At 73.5% G+C, this 19,715-nt stretch carries 19 protein-coding genes; 14 read left to right on the top strand and 5 right to left on the bottom strand.

Annotated features, from left to right (window positions below):
• Nucleotides 1-91 precede the first annotated feature (91 nt).
• The 4 genes from SKED_RS03510 to ccsB are packed head-to-tail and all read left to right on the top strand — an operon-like array spanning nt 92 to nt 4,279.
• Entirely contained in the window at nt 92-637 is a 546-nt protein-coding gene (locus SKED_RS03510) for a TlpA family protein disulfide reductase (protein WP_012865745.1), read from the top strand.
• Nucleotides 638-645: 8 nt separating this feature from the next.
• Nucleotides 646-1,470, top strand: coding sequence for a cytochrome c biogenesis CcdA family protein (locus SKED_RS03515; protein WP_012865746.1), 825 nt, complete (start codon nt 646-648; stop codon nt 1,468-1,470).
• Entirely contained in the window at nt 1,470-3,260 is a 1,791-nt protein-coding gene (gene resB / locus SKED_RS03520) for a cytochrome c biogenesis protein ResB (protein WP_012865747.1), read from the top strand. The genes SKED_RS03515 and resB overlap by 1 nt, the downstream gene beginning before the upstream one ends.
• Nucleotides 3,257-4,279 carry a c-type cytochrome biogenesis protein CcsB gene (gene ccsB / locus SKED_RS03525; protein ID WP_012865748.1) on the top strand — a complete coding sequence of 341 codons (1,023 nt, stop codon included), beginning with the start codon at nt 3,257-3,259 and terminating at the stop codon, nt 4,277-4,279. Before resB ends, ccsB begins: the two co-directional genes overlap by 4 nt.
• 117 nt (nt 4,280-4,396) lie before the next feature.
• Here ccsB and SKED_RS19415 read toward each other — a convergent pair whose 3' ends face one another.
• Complete coding sequence (locus SKED_RS19415) at nt 4,397-4,936, bottom strand: PLD nuclease N-terminal domain-containing protein (RefSeq protein ID WP_012865749.1); 540 nt, start codon at nt 4,934-4,936, stop codon at nt 4,397-4,399.
• Between the two features lie 30 nt (nt 4,937-4,966).
• Between SKED_RS19415 and SKED_RS03535 the strand changes: the two genes are divergently transcribed.
• Nucleotides 4,967-5,281 carry a DUF4229 domain-containing protein gene (locus tag SKED_RS03535; protein ID WP_012865750.1) on the top strand — a complete coding sequence of 105 codons (315 nt, stop codon included), beginning with the start codon at nt 4,967-4,969 and terminating at the stop codon, nt 5,279-5,281.
• Here SKED_RS03535 and SKED_RS03540 read toward each other — a convergent pair.
• Nucleotides 5,252-6,121 carry a 1,4-dihydroxy-2-naphthoate polyprenyltransferase gene (locus SKED_RS03540; RefSeq protein WP_012865751.1) on the bottom strand — a complete coding sequence of 290 codons (870 nt, stop codon included), beginning with the start codon at nt 6,119-6,121 and terminating at the stop codon, nt 5,252-5,254. The genes SKED_RS03535 and SKED_RS03540 overlap by 30 nt on opposite strands.
• A gap of 10 nt (nt 6,122-6,131) precedes the next feature.
• On the bottom strand, nt 6,132-7,316 hold the full coding sequence (gene menE / locus SKED_RS03545) for an o-succinylbenzoate--CoA ligase (RefSeq protein ID WP_012865752.1): 1,185 nt from the start codon (nt 7,314-7,316) through the stop codon (nt 6,132-6,134).
• Between the two features lie 108 nt (nt 7,317-7,424).
• On the opposite strand from menE, the gene SKED_RS03550 reads away from it, so the two are divergent.
• On the top strand, nt 7,425-8,513 hold the full coding sequence (locus SKED_RS03550) for a DUF3048 domain-containing protein (RefSeq protein WP_012865753.1): 1,089 nt from the start codon (nt 7,425-7,427) through the stop codon (nt 8,511-8,513).
• 116 nt (nt 8,514-8,629) lie between these two features.
• Nucleotides 8,630-8,884, top strand: coding sequence for a hypothetical protein (locus SKED_RS20835; RefSeq protein ID WP_012865754.1), 255 nt, complete (start codon nt 8,630-8,632; stop codon nt 8,882-8,884).
• 56 nt (nt 8,885-8,940) lie between these two features.
• Here SKED_RS20835 and SKED_RS03560 read toward each other — a convergent pair whose 3' ends face one another.
• Nucleotides 8,941-9,906 carry a 1,4-dihydroxy-2-naphthoyl-CoA synthase gene (locus SKED_RS03560; protein WP_012865755.1) on the bottom strand — a complete coding sequence of 322 codons (966 nt, stop codon included), beginning with the start codon at nt 9,904-9,906 and terminating at the stop codon, nt 8,941-8,943.
• 80 nt (nt 9,907-9,986) lie between these two features.
• On the opposite strand from SKED_RS03560, the gene SKED_RS03565 reads away from it, so the two are divergent.
• The 4 genes from SKED_RS03565 (at nt 9,987) to SKED_RS03580 (ending at nt 15,441) form a co-directional block, all read left to right on the top strand.
• Nucleotides 9,987-10,730, top strand: a complete 744-nt coding sequence (locus tag SKED_RS03565) for a TetR/AcrR family transcriptional regulator (RefSeq protein ID WP_012865756.1) — start codon at nt 9,987-9,989, stop codon at nt 10,728-10,730.
• A 6-nt stretch (nt 10,731-10,736) separates the two neighbouring features.
• A complete protein-coding gene (locus SKED_RS03570) occupies nt 10,737-11,744 on the top strand; it encodes an o-succinylbenzoate synthase (RefSeq protein WP_012865757.1) in 1,008 nt (335 codons plus the stop codon).
• Nucleotides 11,741-13,630, top strand: coding sequence for a 2-succinyl-5-enolpyruvyl-6-hydroxy-3-cyclohexene-1-carboxylic-acid synthase (gene menD, locus SKED_RS03575; protein ID WP_012865758.1), 1,890 nt, complete (start codon nt 11,741-11,743; stop codon nt 13,628-13,630). The genes SKED_RS03570 and menD overlap by 4 nt, the downstream gene beginning before the upstream one ends.
• Before the next feature lie 152 nt (nt 13,631-13,782).
• On the top strand, nt 13,783-15,441 hold the full coding sequence (locus SKED_RS03580; RefSeq protein WP_012865759.1) for a S1C family serine protease: 1,659 nt from the start codon (nt 13,783-13,785) through the stop codon (nt 15,439-15,441).
• 160 nt (nt 15,442-15,601) lie between these two features.
• Here SKED_RS03580 and SKED_RS03585 read toward each other — a convergent pair whose 3' ends face one another.
• Nucleotides 15,602-17,029, bottom strand: coding sequence for an isochorismate synthase (locus SKED_RS03585; RefSeq protein ID WP_012865760.1), 1,428 nt, complete (start codon nt 17,027-17,029; stop codon nt 15,602-15,604).
• An 80-nt stretch (nt 17,030-17,109) separates the two neighbouring features.
• Between SKED_RS03585 and SKED_RS03590 the strand changes: the two genes are divergently transcribed.
• From SKED_RS03590 to SKED_RS03600, 3 genes are all read left to right on the top strand, one after another.
• Complete coding sequence (locus SKED_RS03590; RefSeq protein ID WP_012865761.1) at nt 17,110-17,805, top strand: demethylmenaquinone methyltransferase; 696 nt, start codon at nt 17,110-17,112, stop codon at nt 17,803-17,805.
• 204 nt (nt 17,806-18,009) lie between these two features.
• Nucleotides 18,010-19,305 carry a geranylgeranyl reductase family protein gene (locus SKED_RS03595; protein WP_012865762.1) on the top strand — a complete coding sequence of 432 codons (1,296 nt, stop codon included), beginning with the start codon at nt 18,010-18,012 and terminating at the stop codon, nt 19,303-19,305.
• Nucleotides 19,302-19,664 carry an NADH-quinone oxidoreductase subunit A gene (locus SKED_RS03600; protein ID WP_012865763.1) on the top strand — a complete coding sequence of 121 codons (363 nt, stop codon included), beginning with the start codon at nt 19,302-19,304 and terminating at the stop codon, nt 19,662-19,664. The genes SKED_RS03595 and SKED_RS03600 overlap by 4 nt, the downstream gene beginning before the upstream one ends.
• Nucleotides 19,665-19,715: the final 51 nt, after the last annotated feature.

Consider the following 19,715-nt stretch of genomic DNA (forward strand, 5'->3'; position numbering starts at 1 on the left):
CCGCCCTCGCCCGACGTCCCCGTCCACCGAGCCCGGCCGGCGCAGACGCCGCGGCCTCGCTGCCGCCTCCCTCGTCGCATCAGCAGCCCTCGTGCTCTCCGGGTGCGCCTCGGACTCGGGCAACACGAACCCGGACGACGTCCAGGGCCAGGGCTACCAGTCGGGCGACGGCAGCCTGCGGACCTGGTCCCTCGACGAGCGCGGCGACGTCGTCGACCTGGTCGGCGTCGACTTCGAGGGCAACGACGTCTCCTCGGACCCGGGCGACGGCGAGGTCGTCGTGCTCAACACCTGGTACGCGGCCTGCCCGCCCTGCCGGGCCGAGGCGCCCGACCTGCTGACCGTCGCGACCGACCGCGCCGACGACGGCGTGCGGTTCATCGGGATCAACGGCGTCGACGACGCCGGCGCCGCGCTCGCCTTCGAGCGCGAGCACGACATCACCTGGCCCTCGATCGCCGACACCGACGGCTCGGTCGTGGCCTCCCTGCAGAAGGTCGTCCCCGTGCGCGCTGTCCCCACCACCGTGGTGCTCGACCGCCAGGGTCGCGTCGCCGCACGCGTCCTCGGGCAGGTCGACGCGACCACGCTCGACGGGTTGATCGAGGACGCCCTCGCCGAGCCGGCAGGGGCCTGATCAGCGCCGTGCAGACCATCCTCGGTGCAGGGGCCACCCTGCAGGCCCAGGCCGCCACGAGCATCGGCGAGACCTTCGCGACCACGGCCTTCAGCGGCGCCATGGCGCTCGCGATCCCGGTCGCGCTGCTCGCAGGCTTCATCTCCTTCGCCTCGCCCTGCGTGCTGCCCCTCGTCCCCGGGTACCTCGGGTTCGTCAGCGGGCTCTCCGCCTCGAGCGTCTCCGACCCCGGCGCGACCGGCAAGAAGACCGCGGGCCGTGGCAGGCTGCTGCTCGGCGTGAGCCTCTTCGTGCTCGGCTTCACCGTCGTCTACGTCGCGATCGGCATCGTCAGCGGCACCGTGGGCTCGTTCCTCGTGCGCTGGGAGGACGTCATCACCCGGGTCCTCGGCGTCGTGGTGATCGTCATGGGTCTCGCCTTCATCGGCGCCGTCCCGTTCCTCCAGCGCGAGCGCCGCATCCACGTGAGCCCCCGCGCGAGCCTGTGGGGAGCGCCGCTGCTCGGCTTCGCCTTCGGCCTCGGCTGGGCCCCCTGCATGGGCCCCACCCTCGTGGCGATCAACGCGCTCGCCTTCCAGGAGGGCTCCGCGCTGCGCGGCGGCATCCTCGCGGTCGCGTACTGCATCGGCCTCGGCCTGCCGTTCCTGCTGCTCGCGCTCGGCCTGCAGTCCAGCAAGCGGGGGGTCGCGTTCCTGCGCAAGCACCGCCTCGCGGTCATGAGGATCGGCGGGGCGCTCCTCGTGCTCGTCGGCCTCGCCCTCGTCACCGGCCTGTGGGGCGAGCTCACGAGGTCCATGCAGGGCCTCATCAGCGGGACGGAGACTCTGGTCTGATGACCGACGACACCAGCGGCACCACCGCACGCGGCTCGTACCGCCCCGAGGGGATCGCCGACGAGTTCAGCGGCTCTGCGGACACCGGCACGTCGACCGGACCTACCGCGCCCCAGCTCGGCGTGGTCGGCATGCTGCGCTTCGCGTGGCGCCAGCTCACCTCGATGCGCGTCGCGCTGTTCCTGCTCATGCTGCTCGCGGTGGCCGCCGTCCCCGGCTCGGTGTTCCCGCAGAACCGGCAGGACCCGGCTGCCGTCGCGCAGTACGTGATCGACAACCCCACGCTCGGCGAGTGGCTGAACCGCCTCGGGTTCTTCGACGTCTACGCCTCGGTGTGGTTCTCGGCCATCTACATCCTGCTGTTCGCCTCGCTGGTCGGCTGCATCCTGCCGCGTACCAAGGCCCACCTGCGCGCGCTGCGCACGGCCCCGCCCCGCACGCCCCGGCGCTTCGCCCGGTTCCCTGCGCGTGGGCGGTACCTCGCGCCGGCCGACCTCGTCACCCCGGAGGACGTGAGCACGGCGGCGGTCAAGCACCTGCGTCGTCGCTACCTCGGGCTGCCGGCGTTCCGCGTGGTGACGTCCACCGAGAAGAGCGGCGCCCTCACGGTGAGCGCGGAGCGCGGCTACCTCCGCGAGACCGGCAACCTCGTGTTCCACATCAGCCTGCTCGGGATCCTCATCTCCTTCGGGGCCGGGCAGATGCTCGAGTACCGCGGGCAGGCGATCGTCGTCGAGGGCCGTGGCTTCGCCAACTCGGTGGTCGACTACGACACCTTCGAGTCGGGGGCGCTCTTCGACGAGAACAGCCTCGTGCCGTTCTCCATGACGCTCGACTCGTTCCACTCCCAGTTCCGGATCACCGACGCCAAGGCCCAGGACTTCACGGCCTTCGTCACGGTCCGCGAGACCGACGGAGACTCCCGCGAGGAGCAGATCAAGGTCAACCACCCGCTCAGCCAGTCCGGCGCCAAGATCTACCTGCAGGGCAACGGCTTCGCGCCGAGCGTCACCGTGCGCGACGCAGCCGGGGAGGTCGCCTTCGCGGGGGCCGTGCCGTTCCTCCCGCAGGACGACGTCTACACCTCGCAGGGCGTCATCAAGGTCCCCGACGTCTCGACGGGGGAGCAGGTCGGCCTCGTCGGCTACCTGCTGCCGACCGCAGAGGTCACCGACGACGGCGCCCGCTCGATCTTCCCCGACCCGATCAACCCGATGCTCGTGCTCACCGTGTTCCACGGTGATCTCGGGCTCGACGACGGCATCCCGCAGAACGTGTACCGTCTCGACACCGACGACATGACCCAGTCCCTCGAGGACGACGGCACCGCGGTCACCCTCCTCGTCGGCCAGGGCGACACCGTCGACCTCCCGGACGGCCTCGGCACCATCGAGTTCGACGCCCTCCCGAGGTTCGTGGCCCTCGACCTCCGTCACGACCCGACCCTGCTCTGGCTGCTCGTCTCCTCGCTGGGCGCGCTCCTCGGTGTGTCGGTCTCGCTGTTCACCCCGCGACGACGCGTCTGGGTCCGCGCGACCCAGGACGAGGCCCCGGACCCCGACGGCAGCGGGCGGACCGTGCGTCGTACAGTGGTCGAGGTGGCAGGGCTCGCCCGTGGCGACGACACCGGTCTCCAGGGCGAGGTCGACGCACTCCTGCGGGCGCTGCCGGCGATCCCGGACGAGCTCACGCGACCGGACGACGACTCCGCAGACGACACCGCTGACGGCACGTCCGCACCAGACTCTCCCAGCACCCCTGACAGCAGCACAGGAAAGGCCGACCGATGAACCTCTCAGAGATCAGCGATCTCTTCACGTGGGGTACCGCGACCGCGTACACCATCGCGATGATCGCCTTCGCGATCGACCTGTCGCAGGTCACCGACGCGATGGTCCAGCGCAAGACGGTCCGGGCGCAGGCACCTGTCCTGGCGGTCGGCGAGCCGGAGCGCTACGGCGCGTCGTCGGACACGGCGGTCTCCGAGGTCGTCGAGCGGCGCCGCAGCAGCAGGGCGCTCGGCATCGCGATGTCGGTCACCACCATCGGGTTCCTCCTCCACGCCGCCGCCTTCACCACCCGCTGGGTGGCCGCCGGCCGCGTGCCGTGGGCCAACATGTACGAGTTCTGGCTGAGCGGCACCTTCGTCGCCGTCGGTCTGTTCCTCGTGCTCCAGCTCAAGCGCGACGTGCGGTTCCTCGGGATCATCGTCACCTTCCTCAGCGCGGTGTTCCTCGTCGTGGGTCTCAACTCGTTCCACGTCATCGCCGACGACGTCCAGCCGGCGCTGCAGAACTACTGGCTGGTCATCCACGTCGGGGTCGCGGTCCTGGCGACAGGCGTCTTCACGGTCTCCTTCGCGACGAGCGTCCTGCAGCTGCTGCGCGACTCTCGCGACAACGGCTCCACGCTCCTGCGCGGTGAGGGCACCGTCGTGCGCGGCAAGAACGTCGCGGCCTGGCGCATCATGAACTGGCGGTTCCTCGACGGCATCCCGACGCCCTCGGCGCTCGAGGCCCTGAGCTTCCGGCTCAACGCGGTCGGCTTCGTGCTGTGGACCTTCACCATCATCGGTGGCGCCATCTGGGCCGAGGACGCCTGGGGCCGCGCCTGGGGCTGGGACCCCAAGGAGGTCTGGAGCTTCATCATCTGGGTCGTCTACGCCGCCTACCTGCACGCCCGCACCACGCGGGGCTGGTCCGGCCGCCGCGCCGCGTACTTCGTGATCGTCGGCTACGCCTGCGTCCTGTTCAACTTCACCGGCGTGAACCTGCTCTTCAACGGCAAGCACTCCTACTCGGGCATCTGACCACCGGCCCGGACGACCGCGAAGGCCCCCGCACCTCGGTGCGGGGGCCTTCGCGGTTCTCGTGCGGGTGCTGCGGTCAGACGACCTGCCCTGCCGTCTGACCGCGGGGTGCGCCCGTCAGACGGACGGGCCCTTGGGCGGTGTCCCGCCCCCGTCGACGTCGTCCGTGCTGTCGCCGCGCGGGTCGCCCGGCAGGAGGTCGTCGGTCGAGCCGTCGCGCGGGTCGTCGGCGAGCAGGTCGCCGTGGTCCGTGCCCGGGGCGTCTGCAGCGCCGTCAGCGCCTGCAGAGTCGTCGACGGCGCCGTCGGTGCCGACACCCTCGCCGCGGTCCTTGCGGGCCTGCTCACGCTGGTCCCGGGCCAGGCGCCACAGGAAGTCGGGGTCGTCGTCGGGCGCCACGGGCTGACCCGGTCGGCGTCGGCCGCGAGGGGCCGCGCCCGGGAACCCGCCGCGCGCGGCAGGGGCCGCGGCCGCCGAGCGACGAGAACGGCTGTAGGCGATCCAGGCGAGCGGCCCGAAGTACACCAGCACCACGATGATGATCACCCACAGCCACTTGGGGATCCCACCCCGGTCGCGCTCGTCGCTCGTGGCGAAGTCGCTGAGGGCGTAGACGAGCAGGGCGAAGGCGGCGATGACTGCGAGTACGCGGAGCATCCCTCCAGCCTAAGCGTTTAGTCTGGGAGCGTGCCCTTCATCATCTACTCCGTCCTGCGTCTGGCCTTGATCGTCGCCGTCGGGTTCGTGCTCTACCTGGTCGGCATGCGCGGCTGGCTGCTCGGCGTGGTGGCCATCGTGGTGGCCCTGCTGGTGTCCTACCTGGCGTTGCGTCGTCAGCGCGAGGCCGCGGCGCTGTACCTCGCGACGCGTCGCAGCGACCGTCAGGCCAGCGGCGTGCAGCTCAACGAGCGGCTCGACCGCGACAACGCCGCAGAGGACGAGGCGGTCGACGGTCGCACGGCGCCGGTCACCTCAGAGCGCGAGACCGAGCCCGAGAAGTAGGCCGAAGCCGAGCTCGTACATGCCGGTCCCCGCGAGGACGGGCACGAGCAGCAGCCCGCGCGCCCCGGCGACCACCGGGATGGACAGCAGCACCGCGGGGAAGGCGAGCAGCAGCACGATGACGGCCCACCCGCTCGCGAAGGCGCACAGCACGCCGAGCAGCAGCGGCAGCCAGATCATCGCCACGTACAGGCGCCGGGCCCGGAACTCTCCCAGCCGCACGGCGAGGGTGCGCTTTCCCGCGACCATGTCGGTCGGGACGTCGCGGATGTTGTTGACCATGAGGATCGCGCAGGCCAGCAGACCGACGGCGACGGCTCCCAGGACCGCGGGGACGCTGATGCGGTCCGCCTGGGTGTAGGTGGTCCCGAGCACGGCCACGAGCCCGAAGAAGACGAAGACGCCGACCTCGCCGAGGCCGCGGTACCCGTAGGGGTTCTTGCCACCCGTGTAGTACCAGGCCGCGGCGATGGCGAGCGCGCCGACGAGCAGCAGCCACCAGTGGCCGGTGATCAGCACGAGCACCAGCCCGGCGAGGGCCCCCACCCCGAAGGAGGCGAAGGCCGCCGTCTTGACCTGCGACGCCTGTGCCGCCCCGGAGCCGGTCAGCCGCAGGGGGCCCACCCGGTCGAGGTCGGTGCCACGGATGCCGTCCGAGTAGTCGTTCGCGTAGTTCACGCCCACCTGGAGGGCGACGGCGACCACGAGCGCGAGGAGCGCGGCACCCAGGTGGAAGCCGTCGATCTGCGCGGCGGCGCCGGACCCGACGATCACCGGGGTCGCAGCGGCAGGGAGGGTGCGGGGGCGTGCGCCCGCGACCCACTCGGAGGAGGTGGCCATGTGGCTCCGTTCAGCGTTCGGACGTCGAGGTCGGTCGACCGAGCCGACGCGCCGCGAGCAGCGCGACCGCCCGGCGGTCGACCTTGCCGGGTCCGCGGAGCGCGAGGGCGTCGGTGACGACGACGTGGCGCGGTGCGGCCGGTGCACCCAGGGTATCGGTGACGACCGCCCGGGCCTGGGCGAGCAGGGTGTCCTCCGACACGTCCGGCGCCCCCGGGGCCACGGTCACCACGGCGACCACCACCTGGCCCCACTCCGGGTCCGGCAGCCCCACGACGCAGGCCTCGCCGACCTCGTCGAGACCGGAGAGCGCCGCCTCGACGGCGGCGGGGGCGACGTTCACGCCGCCGGTGATGACCACGTCGTCGGCCCGGCCGAGCACGGTGAGGGTCCCGTCGGCCGCGACCTCGCCGAGGTCGCTCGTCCGGAACCACCGTGCGCCTGCGCCTGCGCCTGCCCCAGCGCCTGCCCCTGTGCCTCCGGTCACGAAGGCCGCTGCCGTCGCGACCGGGTCGTCGACGTAGCCGTCGGCCAGCACCGGGCCGCTCAGCTCGACGCGCCCGTCGACCGTGCGCACCCGCACGCCGTCGAGAGGCTGCCCGTCGTACACGCACCCGCCGGCGGTCTCGCTCATGCCGTAGGTGGTCACGACCCGGACGCCCGCGCCGCGCAGCGCGGCGAGGACGGTCGGCGCCGTCGCCGCGCCCCCGAGGAGCACGGCGTCGAAGCCGGCGAGCGCCTCGAGCCCGGCGGGAGAGCCCGCGCGCGCCTCGTCGAGCAACCGGTGCACCTGCGTGGGGACGAGGGAGGTGAGGCGTCGCCCGGCGCCCAGCCGCCCGGCAGCCTCCGCGAAACCGGCCCCGCGGAACCCTGCCGAGAGGTCGAGGACGACGGGCTCGGTCCCGGCGAGCACGGACCGCGCCACGACCTGCAGCCCCGCGACGTGGGTCGTCGGCAGGGCGAGCAGCCACGTGCCGTGCCCGCCAAGGCGCGCCGCGGTGGCCTCGCCCGACGCGCGCAGCGCCGCGGCCGAGATCTTCACCCGGCGCGGCTCGCCCGTCGACCCGGACGTCGGCACGACCACGCACGCGTCGTCCGAGGCCACGGGCGCGGCGAGGGCGGTCTCCACCCGCCGACGCGCCGTGCGGAACGCGGTGTTCGTCGTCTTCGCGGTGTTCTCTGACGAGTCCTTCACCGACTCAGCCTAGGTCGCGCCCTACTCTTGTCACGACCGCACCGGCCGACCACCGTCGTCCGCGCACAGCACCAGCCGGTCTCCCGGCCTGTCACAAGGAGCACCCACGTGCAGCGAACCACCCGCACGCCGATCGCCACCCTCCGGCGGGACCGTCGGACGACGCTCGCCGCCGCGCTGGTCTCGACCGCGCTGCTGCTCGCCGGCTGCTCGGGGTCCGGCGGTGCCACCGCGACCGCAGGGGTGACCCCGGACGCGACCGCAGACCGGTCCGCCGCACCTGACCCGGCGCTGCCCACCACGTGGCCGCTCACCGGTGTGGCCTCCGAGGAGATCGCCAACCGGCCGGCCCTCGCGGTCAAGATCGAGAACTCGCGCGAGGCCCGCCCGCAGACCGGCCTGGAGAACGCCGACGTCGTCTGGGAAGAGGTCGTGGAGGGTGGCGTCACGCGCTACATCGCGGTCTACCACTCCCAGCAGCCCGAGGTCGTCGGGCCGATCCGCTCGGTGCGCCCCATGGACGCCCACATCATCGCGCCGCTGCACGGCCTCATGGTGTTCTCCGGCGGGCAGCCGCCCTTCGTCGACGCCGTCGCGGGCAGCGGGCTCCAGGTGGTCTCCAACGACCGCGGCGACGCCGGGTTCTCGCGGTCGACCGACCGCCGCGCCCCGCACAACGTCTACGGTGCGCTCGCCGAGTTCGCCGGCCAGGCCGACGCCGACCACCTCGACTCCCCGGCGCAGCAGTTCCTCTTCGCGGAGGACGCCGCCACGGCCTCCACGGCCGCCGGTACCCCGGCGTCGGTGCTCGGGATCCGCATGTCCGGCTACAGCACGCCGTCCTGGGCCTTCGACGCGGCCTCCGGCCGGTACCTGCGCTCCGAGGGCACCACGCCCGCCGTGTCGGTCACGGGGGAGCAGCTCGCCGCGACGAACGTCGTGGTGATGAGCGTCCCGGTGGTCGACACGGAGTTCCGCGACCCCGCGGGCACCCCGGTCCCGGAGACCCAGGTGATCGGCACGGGCGAGGCGCTCGTCGTCTCGGGCGGGATGTCGGTCCCGGCGACGTGGAGCAAGGAGAGCACCCTCGCGCCGGTCACCCTCACCGGGGCCGACGGCGAGCCGGTCTCGCTGGCGCCCGGCAACACCTGGGTCGAGCTCGTCCCGAGCAACGGCGGCGAGTACACGGTCGGATGACTCATCCGTCAGGCTGACCCGGGACGCGCCGGGTCAGCCTGACGCATGACAGGGGTGCCAGCGGGACCAGCCGCCGGCTGGATGTGCCGGTGCGCGCGGCTCGGCAGGATCGAGTCATGGCAACTTTCACGCACCCCAGGCTCCCCGTCCGCCCAGCCGGTACCTCGCGCGCAGCCCGTACCGCCCGCACCGCCCGCAAGACCGTCACGTCCCGCGCCGTCACCGGCTACGACTCGACCGGCGAGCCCCGCCGGGCCGCGTCCGTCCTGCCGGTCCTCGTGGCCTTCGGGGCGCTCGTCGCCCTCTCGGTCGGCGCCGCGTACTTCGGTCGAGAGGCGCTCGTGCTCCTCGGGTCGTTCCTCCAGGGCTGACACCGGCTCCTGACGCCCGCCCGGTCAGGAGCGGCCCGCCCGCTCAGGAGCGGCTCTCAGAAGTAGTACGGGTACGCCGACCAGTCCGGGTCGCGCCGCTCGAGGAACGCGTCACGCCCCTCGACCGCCTCGTCCGTCATGTAGGCCAGGCGCGTCGCCTCGCCCGCGAAGACCTGCTGCCCCGCGAGACCGTCGTCCGCCAGGTTGAAGGCGAACTTGAGCATCCTGATCGCCTGCGGCGACTTCGTCGCGATGGTGCGCGCGTACTCGAGCGCCAGGTCCTCCACGTCGTCGTGGTCGGCCACCTCGTTGACGGCGCCCCACTCGTACGCGTCCTGCGCCGAGTACTCCCGCGCCAGGAAGAACACCTCGCGCGCCCGCTTCTGCCCCACCTGCCGCGCGAAGAGCGCCGAGCCGTAGCCCGCGTCGAAAGACCCGACGTTCGCGTCGGTCTGCTTGAACCGTGCGTGCTCGCGGCTCGCGATCGACAGGTCCGCCACCACGTGCAGGGAGTGGCCGCCGCCGGCAGCCCACCCGTTGACGACAGCGATGACCACCTTGGGCATGGTCCGCATGAGCCGCTGCACCTCGAGGATGTGCAGGCGCCCGGCCTGCGCCGGGTCGATGTGGTCCGCGGTCTGCGCCGCGGCCCCGGAGTCGTCGGCCGTCGTGTAGCGGTATCCGTCGCGGCCCCGGATGCGCTGGTCGCCGCCCGAGCAGAACGCCCACCCGCCGTCCTTGGGGCTCGGCCCGTTGCCGGTGAGGATCACGGCGGCGACGTCCGAGGTCATGCGGGCGTGGTCCATCACCCGGTGCAGCTCGTCGACGGTGTGCGGTCGGAAGGCGTTGCGCACCTCGGGTCGGTCGAAGGCGATGCGCACCACGGGCAGGTCGCGCTCCTGCTCACCGGTCCGGTCGACGCCCCGGTGGTAGGTGATGTCGGTGAGCTCCTCGAAGCCGGTGACGAGCCGCCACCGGGCGGGGTCGAAGGTCTGGGACACCGGTGCGGGGAGTGAGCTCACCGGACCACCATAGGCGAGGAGGGCCGCGAGCGGACCCGCCACGAAACATGCCGGTCACAGAGCGTCGCTAGGGTCTGCGGGTGACCACGCCGACGCGCCGCCAGCCCAGGGGTGCAGCGCGCCGCGACGCGATCGTCACCGCGGCGGCCGCCCTCGTCCTCGACGTGGGTCCCGCGGCCCTCACCCACCGGACCATCGCGCAGCGCGCCGACGTGCCGCTCGCCGCGACCACCTACTACTTCGCGTCGCTCGACGACCTCGTCGGGGCGGCCGGGACGCTCCTCGCCGAGAGGTGGGCGACGCACGCCGACGGCGTCGTCGAGTCCCTCGCTGCCGAGGTCCTGCCGGCCGGCGGTCCCGGCGGTGCCGTGAGCGACGATCCCGCCGTGGAGGGGCGTGCGGGCGGCCCCTCCGCTCTGACGGCCGAGCGCCGGTGCGCGGTGCTCGTCGACGCGGTCCTCCCCGCCGGGGACGACCGCGCTGTGCGCGGGCACTACGAGCACCTGGTGAGCGCGGGCCGCGACGAGGTCCTCGCCGCCGCCTATGCCGCCGGCCGGGCCGGCCTCGACGACGCCGTGACCCGGCTCGTCGACCTCCTCGGGGTGCCGGCCGGACCCGAGGTGGTCGTCGCGGTGGTCGACGGGGCCGCGGTCTCGGCGCTGAGCGAGGGGCGCGACGTGCGGGTGCACGCCGAGCTGCTGCTCCGCCGCCTGCTGCTCGCGCTCGAGCCCGGCGGCGAGCCCGTGCCGAGGATCCTCAGAGGCGGCAGCGCCGACAGTGCCGTCAGCACCCACAGCGCCCTTGATGAGGCGCACGGGGCCTAACCTGAGGTGGTGCACGTCTACTCGACCCCCCTGACCACCCGGTTCCGCGGCCTCGACGCGCGCGACGGCGTCCTGCTCGAGGGCGAGGCCGGCTGGGGCGAGTTCTCCCCCTTCTGGGACTACGACGACGCGGAGGCCCTCGCCTGGTGGCGCGCCGCCCGCGAGGCCGCGGACGAGGGCTGGCCCGCCGCGGTCCGCACCCGCGTCCCGGTCAACGTCACCGTCCCGGCGACCGACCCCGAGCGTGCCCGCAGCATCGTCCTCGCCTCCGGCGGCTGCCGGACCGCCAAGGTGAAGGTGGCCGAGCGCGGCCAGACCCTCTCCGACGAGATCGCCCGGCTCGAGGCCGTCCGGGACGCGCTCGGACCCGGCGGGTCGATCCGCGTCGACGCCAACGGCGCCTGGGGCGTGGACGAGGCCGTCGAGCGCCTCGTCCACCTCGACCGCGCGGCCGGAGGGCTCGAGTACGTCGAGCAGCCCTGCGCGGACGTCGCGGGCCTCGCCGCCGTGCGGCGCCGCACCCACGTCCCGGTCGCCGCCGACGAGTCCGTCCGCCGGGCCGAGGACCCCTTCGAGGTGGTCCGCCAGGACGCCGCGGACATCATCGTGCTCAAGGTGCAGCCGCTCGGCGGCGTGCGCGCCTGCCTCGAGCTCGCCGAGCAGGTCGGGCTGCCCGTCGTCGTGTCCTCCGCCCTCGAGAGCTCGGTGGGGCTGGCGGCCGGGGTGGCGCTCGCGGCCGCCCTGCCCCGCCTCGACCACGCCTGCGGCCTCGCGACCTCTCAGCTGCTGGCCCACGACGTGGTGCCCGAGCCGCTCCTGCCGGTCGACGGCGACATCCTCGTGGGACGCCCGGTCCCGACCGCGGCCACGCTCGCGGCGACCGACGCGCGCCGTCTCTCGCCCGACGTCGCAGCCCGCTGGCTCGAGCGGGTGTCGCGCGTGGAGGCTCTCGCCGCGGGGATCCGGTCCTCCCGCGGTACGTCCACGACGCGACGCGACGGAGCGGGCGCGTGAGCGGGGCTGGCGGCGACCGCGGCGTCGCACCCGAGACGCCGGCTGCTGCGTCCAGCGCCCCCTCGGTCGTGGCGGCGCACACGCTCGTCGAGACGCTCGCCGGCCTCGGTGTCCGTGAGGTGGTGCTCGCACCGGGCTCACGCAGCGCACCTCTCGCGTACGCCCTCGGGCACGCGGTCCTCACCGGCCGGCACCCCGGCCTGCGGCTGCACGTGCGCGTCGACGAGCGAGACGCCGGGTTCCTGGCGCTCGGGCTGGCCCGAGCCGGGTCCCTCGACGCAGACCGAGCAGCCGACGAGGTGAACGGACCGGCGACCGTGCGTCCTCCGGCTCCCGTCGCCGTCGTGACCACCTCGGGCACCGCCGTGGCGAACCTGCACCCGGCCGTCCTCGAGGCGCACCACGCCGGGGTCCCGCTGCTGCTGCTCACCGCCGACCGTCCGCACGAGCTCCGGGGGACCGGCGCCAACCAGACGGCGGACCAGGTCGGGATCTTCGGCCGGGCAGCCCGGCTCGCGCTCGACGTCCCCGCGCCGACCGGGCGTCCGGGCGAGCTCACCGACCTGCGCGCCCAGCTGGTCCGCGCCGTCGCGGCAGCCACCGGGGCCCGCAGCAGCGCCCCCGGTCCGGTCCAGGTGAACCTCGCCTACCGCGACCCGCTCGTGCCCACGGCCGCAGACCTCGAGCTGCTCGGCGGTGCGGACGGTGGGGCAGAGCTCGCGGACGGCCTGCCGGCGCCTGCCCTCCCCGCGGTCACCGACGTCGTCGCGCGCGGCACCTCGACCGACGCGACGCCCGAGGTCCTCGCCCTCGCCGACGAGCCGGCGACGGTGGTCGTCGCGGGCGACGGCGCGGGCGACCTCGCCCGGCGCCTGGCTGAGGCGCGCGGGTGGCCCCTGCTCTCCGAGGTGTCCTCCGGAGCGTGCGGCGGGCCGAACCTCGTGGCTGCGCACCGCCTCGTGCTCTCCGGGTCCTCGCTGACCGCCGAGGTCCGACAGGTCGTCGTCCTCGGGCGTCCCACGGTGTCGCGGCCCGTCCAGGCGCTCCTCGGCTCGGGTGCGCGCGTCGTCGTCGTCGCCCCGGGCGCGGAGCAGTGGCCCGACGCAGCACGGTCTGCGTCCGTCGTGCTTGCCGCGGTCCCGACCGGGTGGCTGGAGGCACCCGAGAGCGCGTCCGGCCCCTGGCTCGACCGCTGGCTGGCAGCCTCGGGGGCTGCGCGTGCCGTCGTCTCCGACGCTGTCCGTGCCGGTGGCGCGGCGGGCGGACGTCCGTCGTCGCTCGCGGTCGCAGCCGAGGTGGCCCGGGCCAGCGCGCCCGACGACGTCCTCGTGGTCGGCTCGAGCAGCCCCGCCCGCGACCTCGAGCTGGTCGCCGGCTGGGAGACTGCGCCGGCCGTGGTCGCGAACCGTGGGCTGGCCGGCATCGACGGCACGGTCTCGACGACCCTCGGCGTGGCCCTCGGTGTCCAGGCGCACGCGCCCCGGACGGTGCGTGCGCTGCTCGGAGACCTCACCTTCCTGCACGACGTCGGCGGGCTGCTCCGCGGCCCCTCCGAGCCTGAGGTGCAGGCGCAGGTGGTGGTCGTCAACGACGACGGGGGCGCGATCTTCGCGACCCTCGAGCACGGCCGCCCCGAGCACGCCGACGTGTTCGAGCGGGTCTTCGCGACACCGCACGGGGCGGACCTCGCCTCGCTCTGCGCGGGCTACGGCGTCCCGCACGAGGCCGTGACGACCGTCGAGCGGCTCCGCGCGGTGCTCGCACACCCGCGGCCAGGGGTCAGCGTCGTCGAGGTGGCGGTCGACCGCCAGGACCGGGGACCGCAGGGGCGCGAGCTCGCGCGGGCGGTCGCGGTCGCGCTGGAGACGCTCGAGACGCCGCGGTAGGACGCAGGCCGAGGGCGTCTGGGCGCCGGGGCTCCGAGGCACCTCGCGAACCGGACATCATTCGCAGCCAATTCCCAGCGAAGATCAAGGGTCGCTCCAGGACGACGGGGTTGAGTGTGGGTCAGCAGGAAGACCCGAGGAGAGGGAACCCCATGACTTCGCAGAACACCCCGGCCGACGACGCAGCCCGCACGCAGGGCGCCCAGCCCACCGAGCCCGTCCGCCCCGCCGAGCAGACCACCCGTCCGCTGCCCCCCGTCCCCGTGGCGCCGACCCTCGCGCAGCCGCAGGCACCGACCCAGCCGCAGCAGGGTGGGTACCGGGCGCAGCCGACCGCGTACCAGCCGCAGCAGCAGGGCAGCACGCAGCACAGCCCGTCCGCTCAGCACGGCGCGCACGGGTACGCCCAGCAGGGCTACGAGCAGCCCGGCCACCAGCCGCAGCAGCAGCCGTTCTCCTCCACGTCCCGGCAGGAGCCGCAGCAGGGCACGACCACCGTCGCGGCGGCACCCAAGCGTCGCCTGGTGCTGCCGATCGCGACCACGGCCGTCCTGGCCGCGGTCCTGGCGAGCGTCGGCACCGCCGCGCTCACGGGACAGATCGGCTCTGACAGCGCCGCCGGCACCACGAGCTCGACCGGTTACAGCAGCATCGGGAAGCAGAGCGGCTCGTCGGGAGCGGTCCCGGTCGCCGAGTCGACCGACGGCTCGGCCGACTGGAAGGCCGTGAGCGCCGCCGTGGCCCCGTCCGTCGTCGCGATCAAGGTGACCACGCAGCAGGGCGAGGGCGAGGGCTCCGGTGTCGTCATCGACGACCAGGGCCACATCCTCACCAACGACCACGTGGTCTCGGGCGCCGTGGACGACACGGTCAAGGTCACCCTGTCTGACGGCCGCGTCTACGAGGCGAAGATCGTCGGCCTCGACCCCGCGACGGACCTCGCCGTCGTCAAGCTCGTCGACCCGCCCGAGGACCTCCAGCCGGCCGTCCTCGCCGACTCGTCCCAGGTGAACGTCGGCGACGCGGTGATGGCCGTCGGCAACCCGCTCGGCCTGTCGAACACCGCGACCACCGGCATCGTGTCGGCCCTCGACCGGCCGGTGAGCACCGCGACGTCCGACAGCAACCAGACGGCCGTCGTGACGAACGCGATCCAGATCGACGCGGCCATCAACCCGGGGAACAGCGGCGGCCCGCTCTTCAACGCGAAGGGCGAGGTCATCGGCATCACGTCGTCGATCGCTGCCCTGCCGTCGTCGGGAGCGTCGAGCCAGTCCGGCTCGATCGGCCTGGGCTTCGCCATCCCGTCGAACCTGGTGCAGAACATCGGCGGCCAGCTCATCGAGAAGGGGAAGGCGGAGCACGCGTTCCTCGGCGTGACGCTCGCCGACGGCGAGGCCACGGCAGACGGCACCACCCGCCAGGGTGCGGTCGTCCGCGTGGTCACCGACGGGTCGCCCGCCGCCGCGGCCGGTCTCCAGCCCGACGACGTGGTGGTCGCGATCGACGGCAAGTCCGTGACCGGCCTCCAGTCGCTCACCGGATTCGTCCGTGCGCTCACCACTGGCACCGAGGTGACCCTCACGGTGGTCCGCGACGGCAAGGCTCTCGACGTCCCGGTGACGCTCGCGACCAGGACCGAAGAGGCGACCAGCAACGACGAGGACCCGGGCAGCACCGACGGCACCGCCCCCGACCAGGGGACCTTCCCGGGCCAGGGTGACCAGCCGGGCGAGGCCACGCAGCCCGGCTCCGAGTCGCCGAACAACGTCCCGGACCTCTCGGACCTCTTCCCCGGCCAGAACGGCTGACGGCAGAGCACAGACCCCTCGCCGGCACGCCCCCCTCGTGCCGGTGAGGCACCAGCGGCGCCACGTCCCCCCCTGACGTGGCGCCGCTCCTCTGCGTCCACGAGGGCGCGCCCGTCCGCGGGAGGTCTGCGGTCTCTCGGGCCTGCTGTGCTCTCGAGGCCTAGGGCAGCGGGGTGGTCGAGAGGGCGAGGCGCATGGGCTCGAGCTTGGCCTCGGTCTCGGCGAGCTCGGACGCCGGGTCCGACGCCGCGACGACGCCGCAGCCGGCGAACAGCCGGGCAGCACGGTCGTCCTCGGGGTCGAGGGAGGCCGAGCGCAGGGCGATGCCCCACTCGCCGTCGCCGTCGCCGCCCACCCAGCCCACCGGGCCGGCGTAGCGCGCGCGGTCCATGCCCTCGAGCTCACGGATGAGGTCGTTCGCGACGGCGGTCGGCGTGCCGCACACGGCGGCCGTCGGGTGCAGCGCGGCGGCGAGGCTGAGGCTCGACGGAGCCACGCCGTGGCCGCCGACGACCGGGGCGGCGGCCGACGCCGTGCTCGTCGTGCTGGTCAGGTTCCCGGCCACGGGCGTGCCCGAGGTGCACAGCACCCCCGTGACGTCGCTCGCCAGGTGCAGCACGTTCGGCAGGTGCAGCACGAAGGGCGTCTCGGGCACGTTGAGGGACTGGCAGTAGGGAGCGAGCGCCTCGGCCACCGAGGCGACGGCGTACTCGTGCTCCTCGAGGTCCTTGGACGAGTGCGCGAGCTTCGCGGCCCGCGCGAGGTCGGCCTCCTCGCCCCCGGTGCGCCGGATGGTCCCGGCGAGCACGCGGGACGTGACGAGCCCCTTCTCGCTGCGGACGAGCAGCTCGGGGGTCGCGCCCACCATGCCGTCGATGCTGAAGGTCCAGCACCCGGTGTACGCGGTCGCGAGGCGGGTGAGCAGCCAGCGCGGGTCGATCGGGTGCTCGGTGCGGGCCTCGACGTCGCGCGCCATGACCACCTTGTCGAGGCGTCCGTCGCGGATCCTGCGGACGGCCTCCTCGACCGACGCCGTCCAGTCGTCGTCGGCGACGGCACCGCGGGAGTAGGTGACCGCGCCGGGGGAGGTCACAGGGTCGACGTCGTCGAGGACGTGCGCGAGCGTCGGCACCGGCGCGAGGGTCGGAGCCGAGCCCGCGGAGGTCTGCGTCGTGGTGATGGTGGTGATCCACGCGGTCGAGCCGCGGCGGCCGACCACGACGCGCGGGACCACGAGCACGCTGCGCTGGTCCGACCCGTCGTCGAAGGCGAAGGACCCGAAGGCGACCGGCCCGGTGCCCGGGACCTTGACGTCGTCGCGCACGACGGCGCGCGATCGCAGGGAGGCCCAGACGGCCTCGGCGTCGGCGAAGCGTCCGGGCCCGGTGGTCTCGACGCGGGCGACCTCGCCCCAGGCGACGAGCCCGTCCCCGCGGCGGACCCAGGCGAGCGGCGCGGTGCGGGGGAGGAGGGCGAGCAGCGCGGCGGGGTCGTCGTCGAGGACGGTGCCGAGCAGCGTCGTGCGGACCACGAGCTGGGGTGACAGCGGTTCGGGGGCAACGTCCGTCACGGACGACTGGGTGCTCATCGCCTCCAAGCGTACGACCGTCCGGCCGAGGGCGACGCCGGAGTGCGCGCGGGCCGGTGCACTGGTGAGACGATGGGGCCATGTCACGTGCGAGCCTGGACAAGAAGCCCACCGAGGTCGCGTCGATGTTCGACGGGATCGCCCAGCACTACGACCTCGTCAACGACCTCGTCTCGGCGGGGCAGACCAGGTCCTGGCGCCGCGCGACGCTGCGTGCCGTCGACGCCCAGCCCGGCGAGCGGGTCCTGGACCTCGCGGCCGGCACCGGGACGTCGAGCGAGCCCTTCGCCGCCGCGGGCGCCCAGGTGGTGCCCTGCGACTTCTCCTTCGGCATGCTCTCCGTCGGCAAGGCACGCCGACCCGACCTGCCCTTCACCGCGGGCGACGCGACGCGGCTCCCCTTCGCGGACGCGTCCTTCGACGCGGTGACCATCTCCTTCGGGCTGCGCAACGTGGTCGACACCGTGGGCGCGCTCCGCGAGATGCTGCGGGTCGTGCGCCCGGGCGGCCGGATCGTCGTGTGCGAGTTCTCGCAGCCCACGTGGGAGCCGTTCCGCACCGTGTACGTCGAGTACCTCATGCGGGCGCTCCCCAAGGTCGCCGGTGCCGTCACCAAGGACGCGGGCTCCTACGAGTACCTCGCCGAGTCGATCCGCGCCTGGCCGGACCAGGAGGGCCTCGGGCGGGTGCTGCTGCAGGCGGGCTGGGAGTCGGTCGGGTACCGGAACCTCACCGGCGGGATCGTCGCCCTGCACCGGGCGACACGCCCGGCCTGAGGAGTCTCAAGCGGCCGCAGCGCTCTGACCTCGGTCTTCTACGAGCCTCAGGCAAGGTATGCCTAAGCAGACAACCCGGTGTGATCCTGGATACAGTTGCCCCACTGCTTGTGAAGAAGTTCACAAGCGGAGCACGACCACACAGGCAGTGCACGACCTCACGGGCCGCACCCGCGGCTCGCAGCGGCGGACGGGTGGCAGGGCATGAGACTCCAGGGCAACGACGACGCGGACGTCATCGTCGTCGGCGCGGGCCCGGCCGGGTCTGCGGCCGCGCACTACTGCGCCGCTGCCGGGCTCGACGTCATCCTCATGGAGAAGTCGTCCTTCCCCCGCGACAAGATCTGCGGCGACGGCCTCACCCCGCGCGCGGTCGGCGAGCTCGTCCGCATGGGCGTCCCCACCCGCGAGGAGGACGGCTGGATCCGCAACATCGGCCTCCGGGCCGTCGCCGGCGGACGGTCCTTCGAGTTCCCCTGGCCCGAGCTGCGCGCCTACCCGTCGTACGGCCTCGCGCGCTCGCGGATGAACCTCGACCAGACGCTCGCCGAGCACGCCCGCGCGAGCGGCGCCAAGCTCATGGAGCGCACCAACGTCACGGGCCCCGTGGTCGACGAGCGCACCGGCCGCGTCGTCGGCGTCACCGCCCGGCCGGTCGACTCGAACGGCCGCCGGGCCGGCGAGGAGACCACGTACCGGGCCCCCGTCGTCATCGCCGCCGACGGCGTCTCGGCCCGCATGGCCACGTCGCTGGGCATCGAGAAGGCCATGAACCGGCCGATGGGCGTGGCGGTCCGCACGTACTTCACCAGCCCGCGCCACGACGACCCGTGGATGGAGTCCCAGCTCGAGCTCTGGGACGGCAAGCCCGGCGAGTCGAACCTGCTCCCCGGCTACGGCTGGATCTTCGCGCTCGGTGACGGCACCGTCAACGTCGGGCTCGGGTCGGTGTCCTCGACCGCGGCCGCGACCAAGATCGACTACAAGGCCCTGTTCGCCCGCTGGATGGAGAACACCCCGGAGGAGTGGGGGTTCACCCCCGAGAACCAGATCGGCCCGGTGCGCGGTGCTGCGCTGCCCATGGCCTTCAACCGCAAGCCGCTCTACACCCGTGGTCTCATGCTGGTCGGCGACTCCGGCGGCATGGTCAGCCCCTTCAACGGTGAGGGGATCGCCTACGCCCTGCAGGCGGGGCGGGTGGCGGCCGACGTCGTCTCGCAGGCGACCGCGCGCACCACGGACGACTCGCGCGAGCGGGCGCTGTCCACCTACGCGGACGCCATGAGCCGTGAGCTCGGCGGCTACTTCACGCTCGGACGGATCTTCGTCCGGGTCATCGAGCACCCGCGCGTCATGCGGCTGTGCACCACCTACGGGCTGCCGCGGCCGCTCGTCATGAGGCTCGTCGTCAAGCTCCTGTCCGACTGCTACGAGCCCCACGGAGGCGACGTCGTCGACCGTGTGATCGCCGGGCTCACGAGGGTGGTGCCGAAGGCATGAACAACCCCTACGTCCCGCTGCTGGTCCTCATGGGGATCGCGATGGTCCTCGCCCTCGGCGGCGTCGCCGCGAGCGCGGTCATCGGCCCCAAGCGCTACAACAGGGCCAAGCTCGACGCCTACGAGTGCGGGATCGAGCCCACGCCCCAGGCCGCGGGAGGCGGGCGCTTCCCGGTCAAGTACTACCTGGTGGCGATGACCTTCATCATCTTCGACATCGAGGTCGTGTTCCTCTACCCCTGGGCCGTCGACTTCTCGACGCTGGCCATGTTCGGCCTGGTCGCGATGCTCTCGTTCCTCGCCCTGATCACCGTGCCGTTCGTGTACGAGTGGCGTCGCGGAGGGTTCGAGTGGGACTGATGGCCACCGACCAGCGCACCTGCAGGTACCGAGCACGCATGCACACGCCGC

Origin of the sequence: Sanguibacter keddieii DSM 10542, assembly GCF_000024925.1 — a bacterium.
Lineage (GTDB): Bacteria > Actinomycetota > Actinomycetes > Actinomycetales > Cellulomonadaceae > Sanguibacter > Sanguibacter keddieii.

Excerpts from the sequence above, each read along its gene's own strand:
- resB (WP_012865747.1), top strand. The coding sequence starts at position 1,470 with ATGACCGACGACACCAGCGGCACCACCGCACGCGGCTCGTACCGCCCC.
- ccsB (WP_012865748.1), top strand. The coding sequence starts at position 3,257 with ATGAACCTCTCAGAGATCAGCGATCTCTTCACGTGGGGTACCGCGACC.
- SKED_RS19415 (WP_012865749.1), bottom strand. The coding sequence starts at position 4,936 with ATGCTCCGCGTACTCGCAGTCATCGCCGCCTTCGCCCTGCTCGTCTAC.
- SKED_RS03540 (WP_012865751.1), bottom strand. The coding sequence starts at position 6,121 with ATGGCCACCTCCTCCGAGTGGGTCGCGGGCGCACGCCCCCGCACCCTC.
- SKED_RS20835 (WP_012865754.1), top strand. The coding sequence starts at position 8,630 with ATGGCAACTTTCACGCACCCCAGGCTCCCCGTCCGCCCAGCCGGTACC.
- SKED_RS03580 (WP_012865759.1), top strand. The coding sequence starts at position 13,783 with ATGACTTCGCAGAACACCCCGGCCGACGACGCAGCCCGCACGCAGGGC.
- SKED_RS03585 (WP_012865760.1), bottom strand. The coding sequence starts at position 17,029 with ATGAGCACCCAGTCGTCCGTGACGGACGTTGCCCCCGAACCGCTGTCA.
- SKED_RS03590 (WP_012865761.1), top strand. The coding sequence starts at position 17,110 with ATGTCACGTGCGAGCCTGGACAAGAAGCCCACCGAGGTCGCGTCGATG.
- SKED_RS03595 (WP_012865762.1), top strand. The coding sequence starts at position 18,010 with ATGAGACTCCAGGGCAACGACGACGCGGACGTCATCGTCGTCGGCGCG.
- SKED_RS03600 (WP_012865763.1), top strand. The coding sequence starts at position 19,302 with ATGAACAACCCCTACGTCCCGCTGCTGGTCCTCATGGGGATCGCGATG.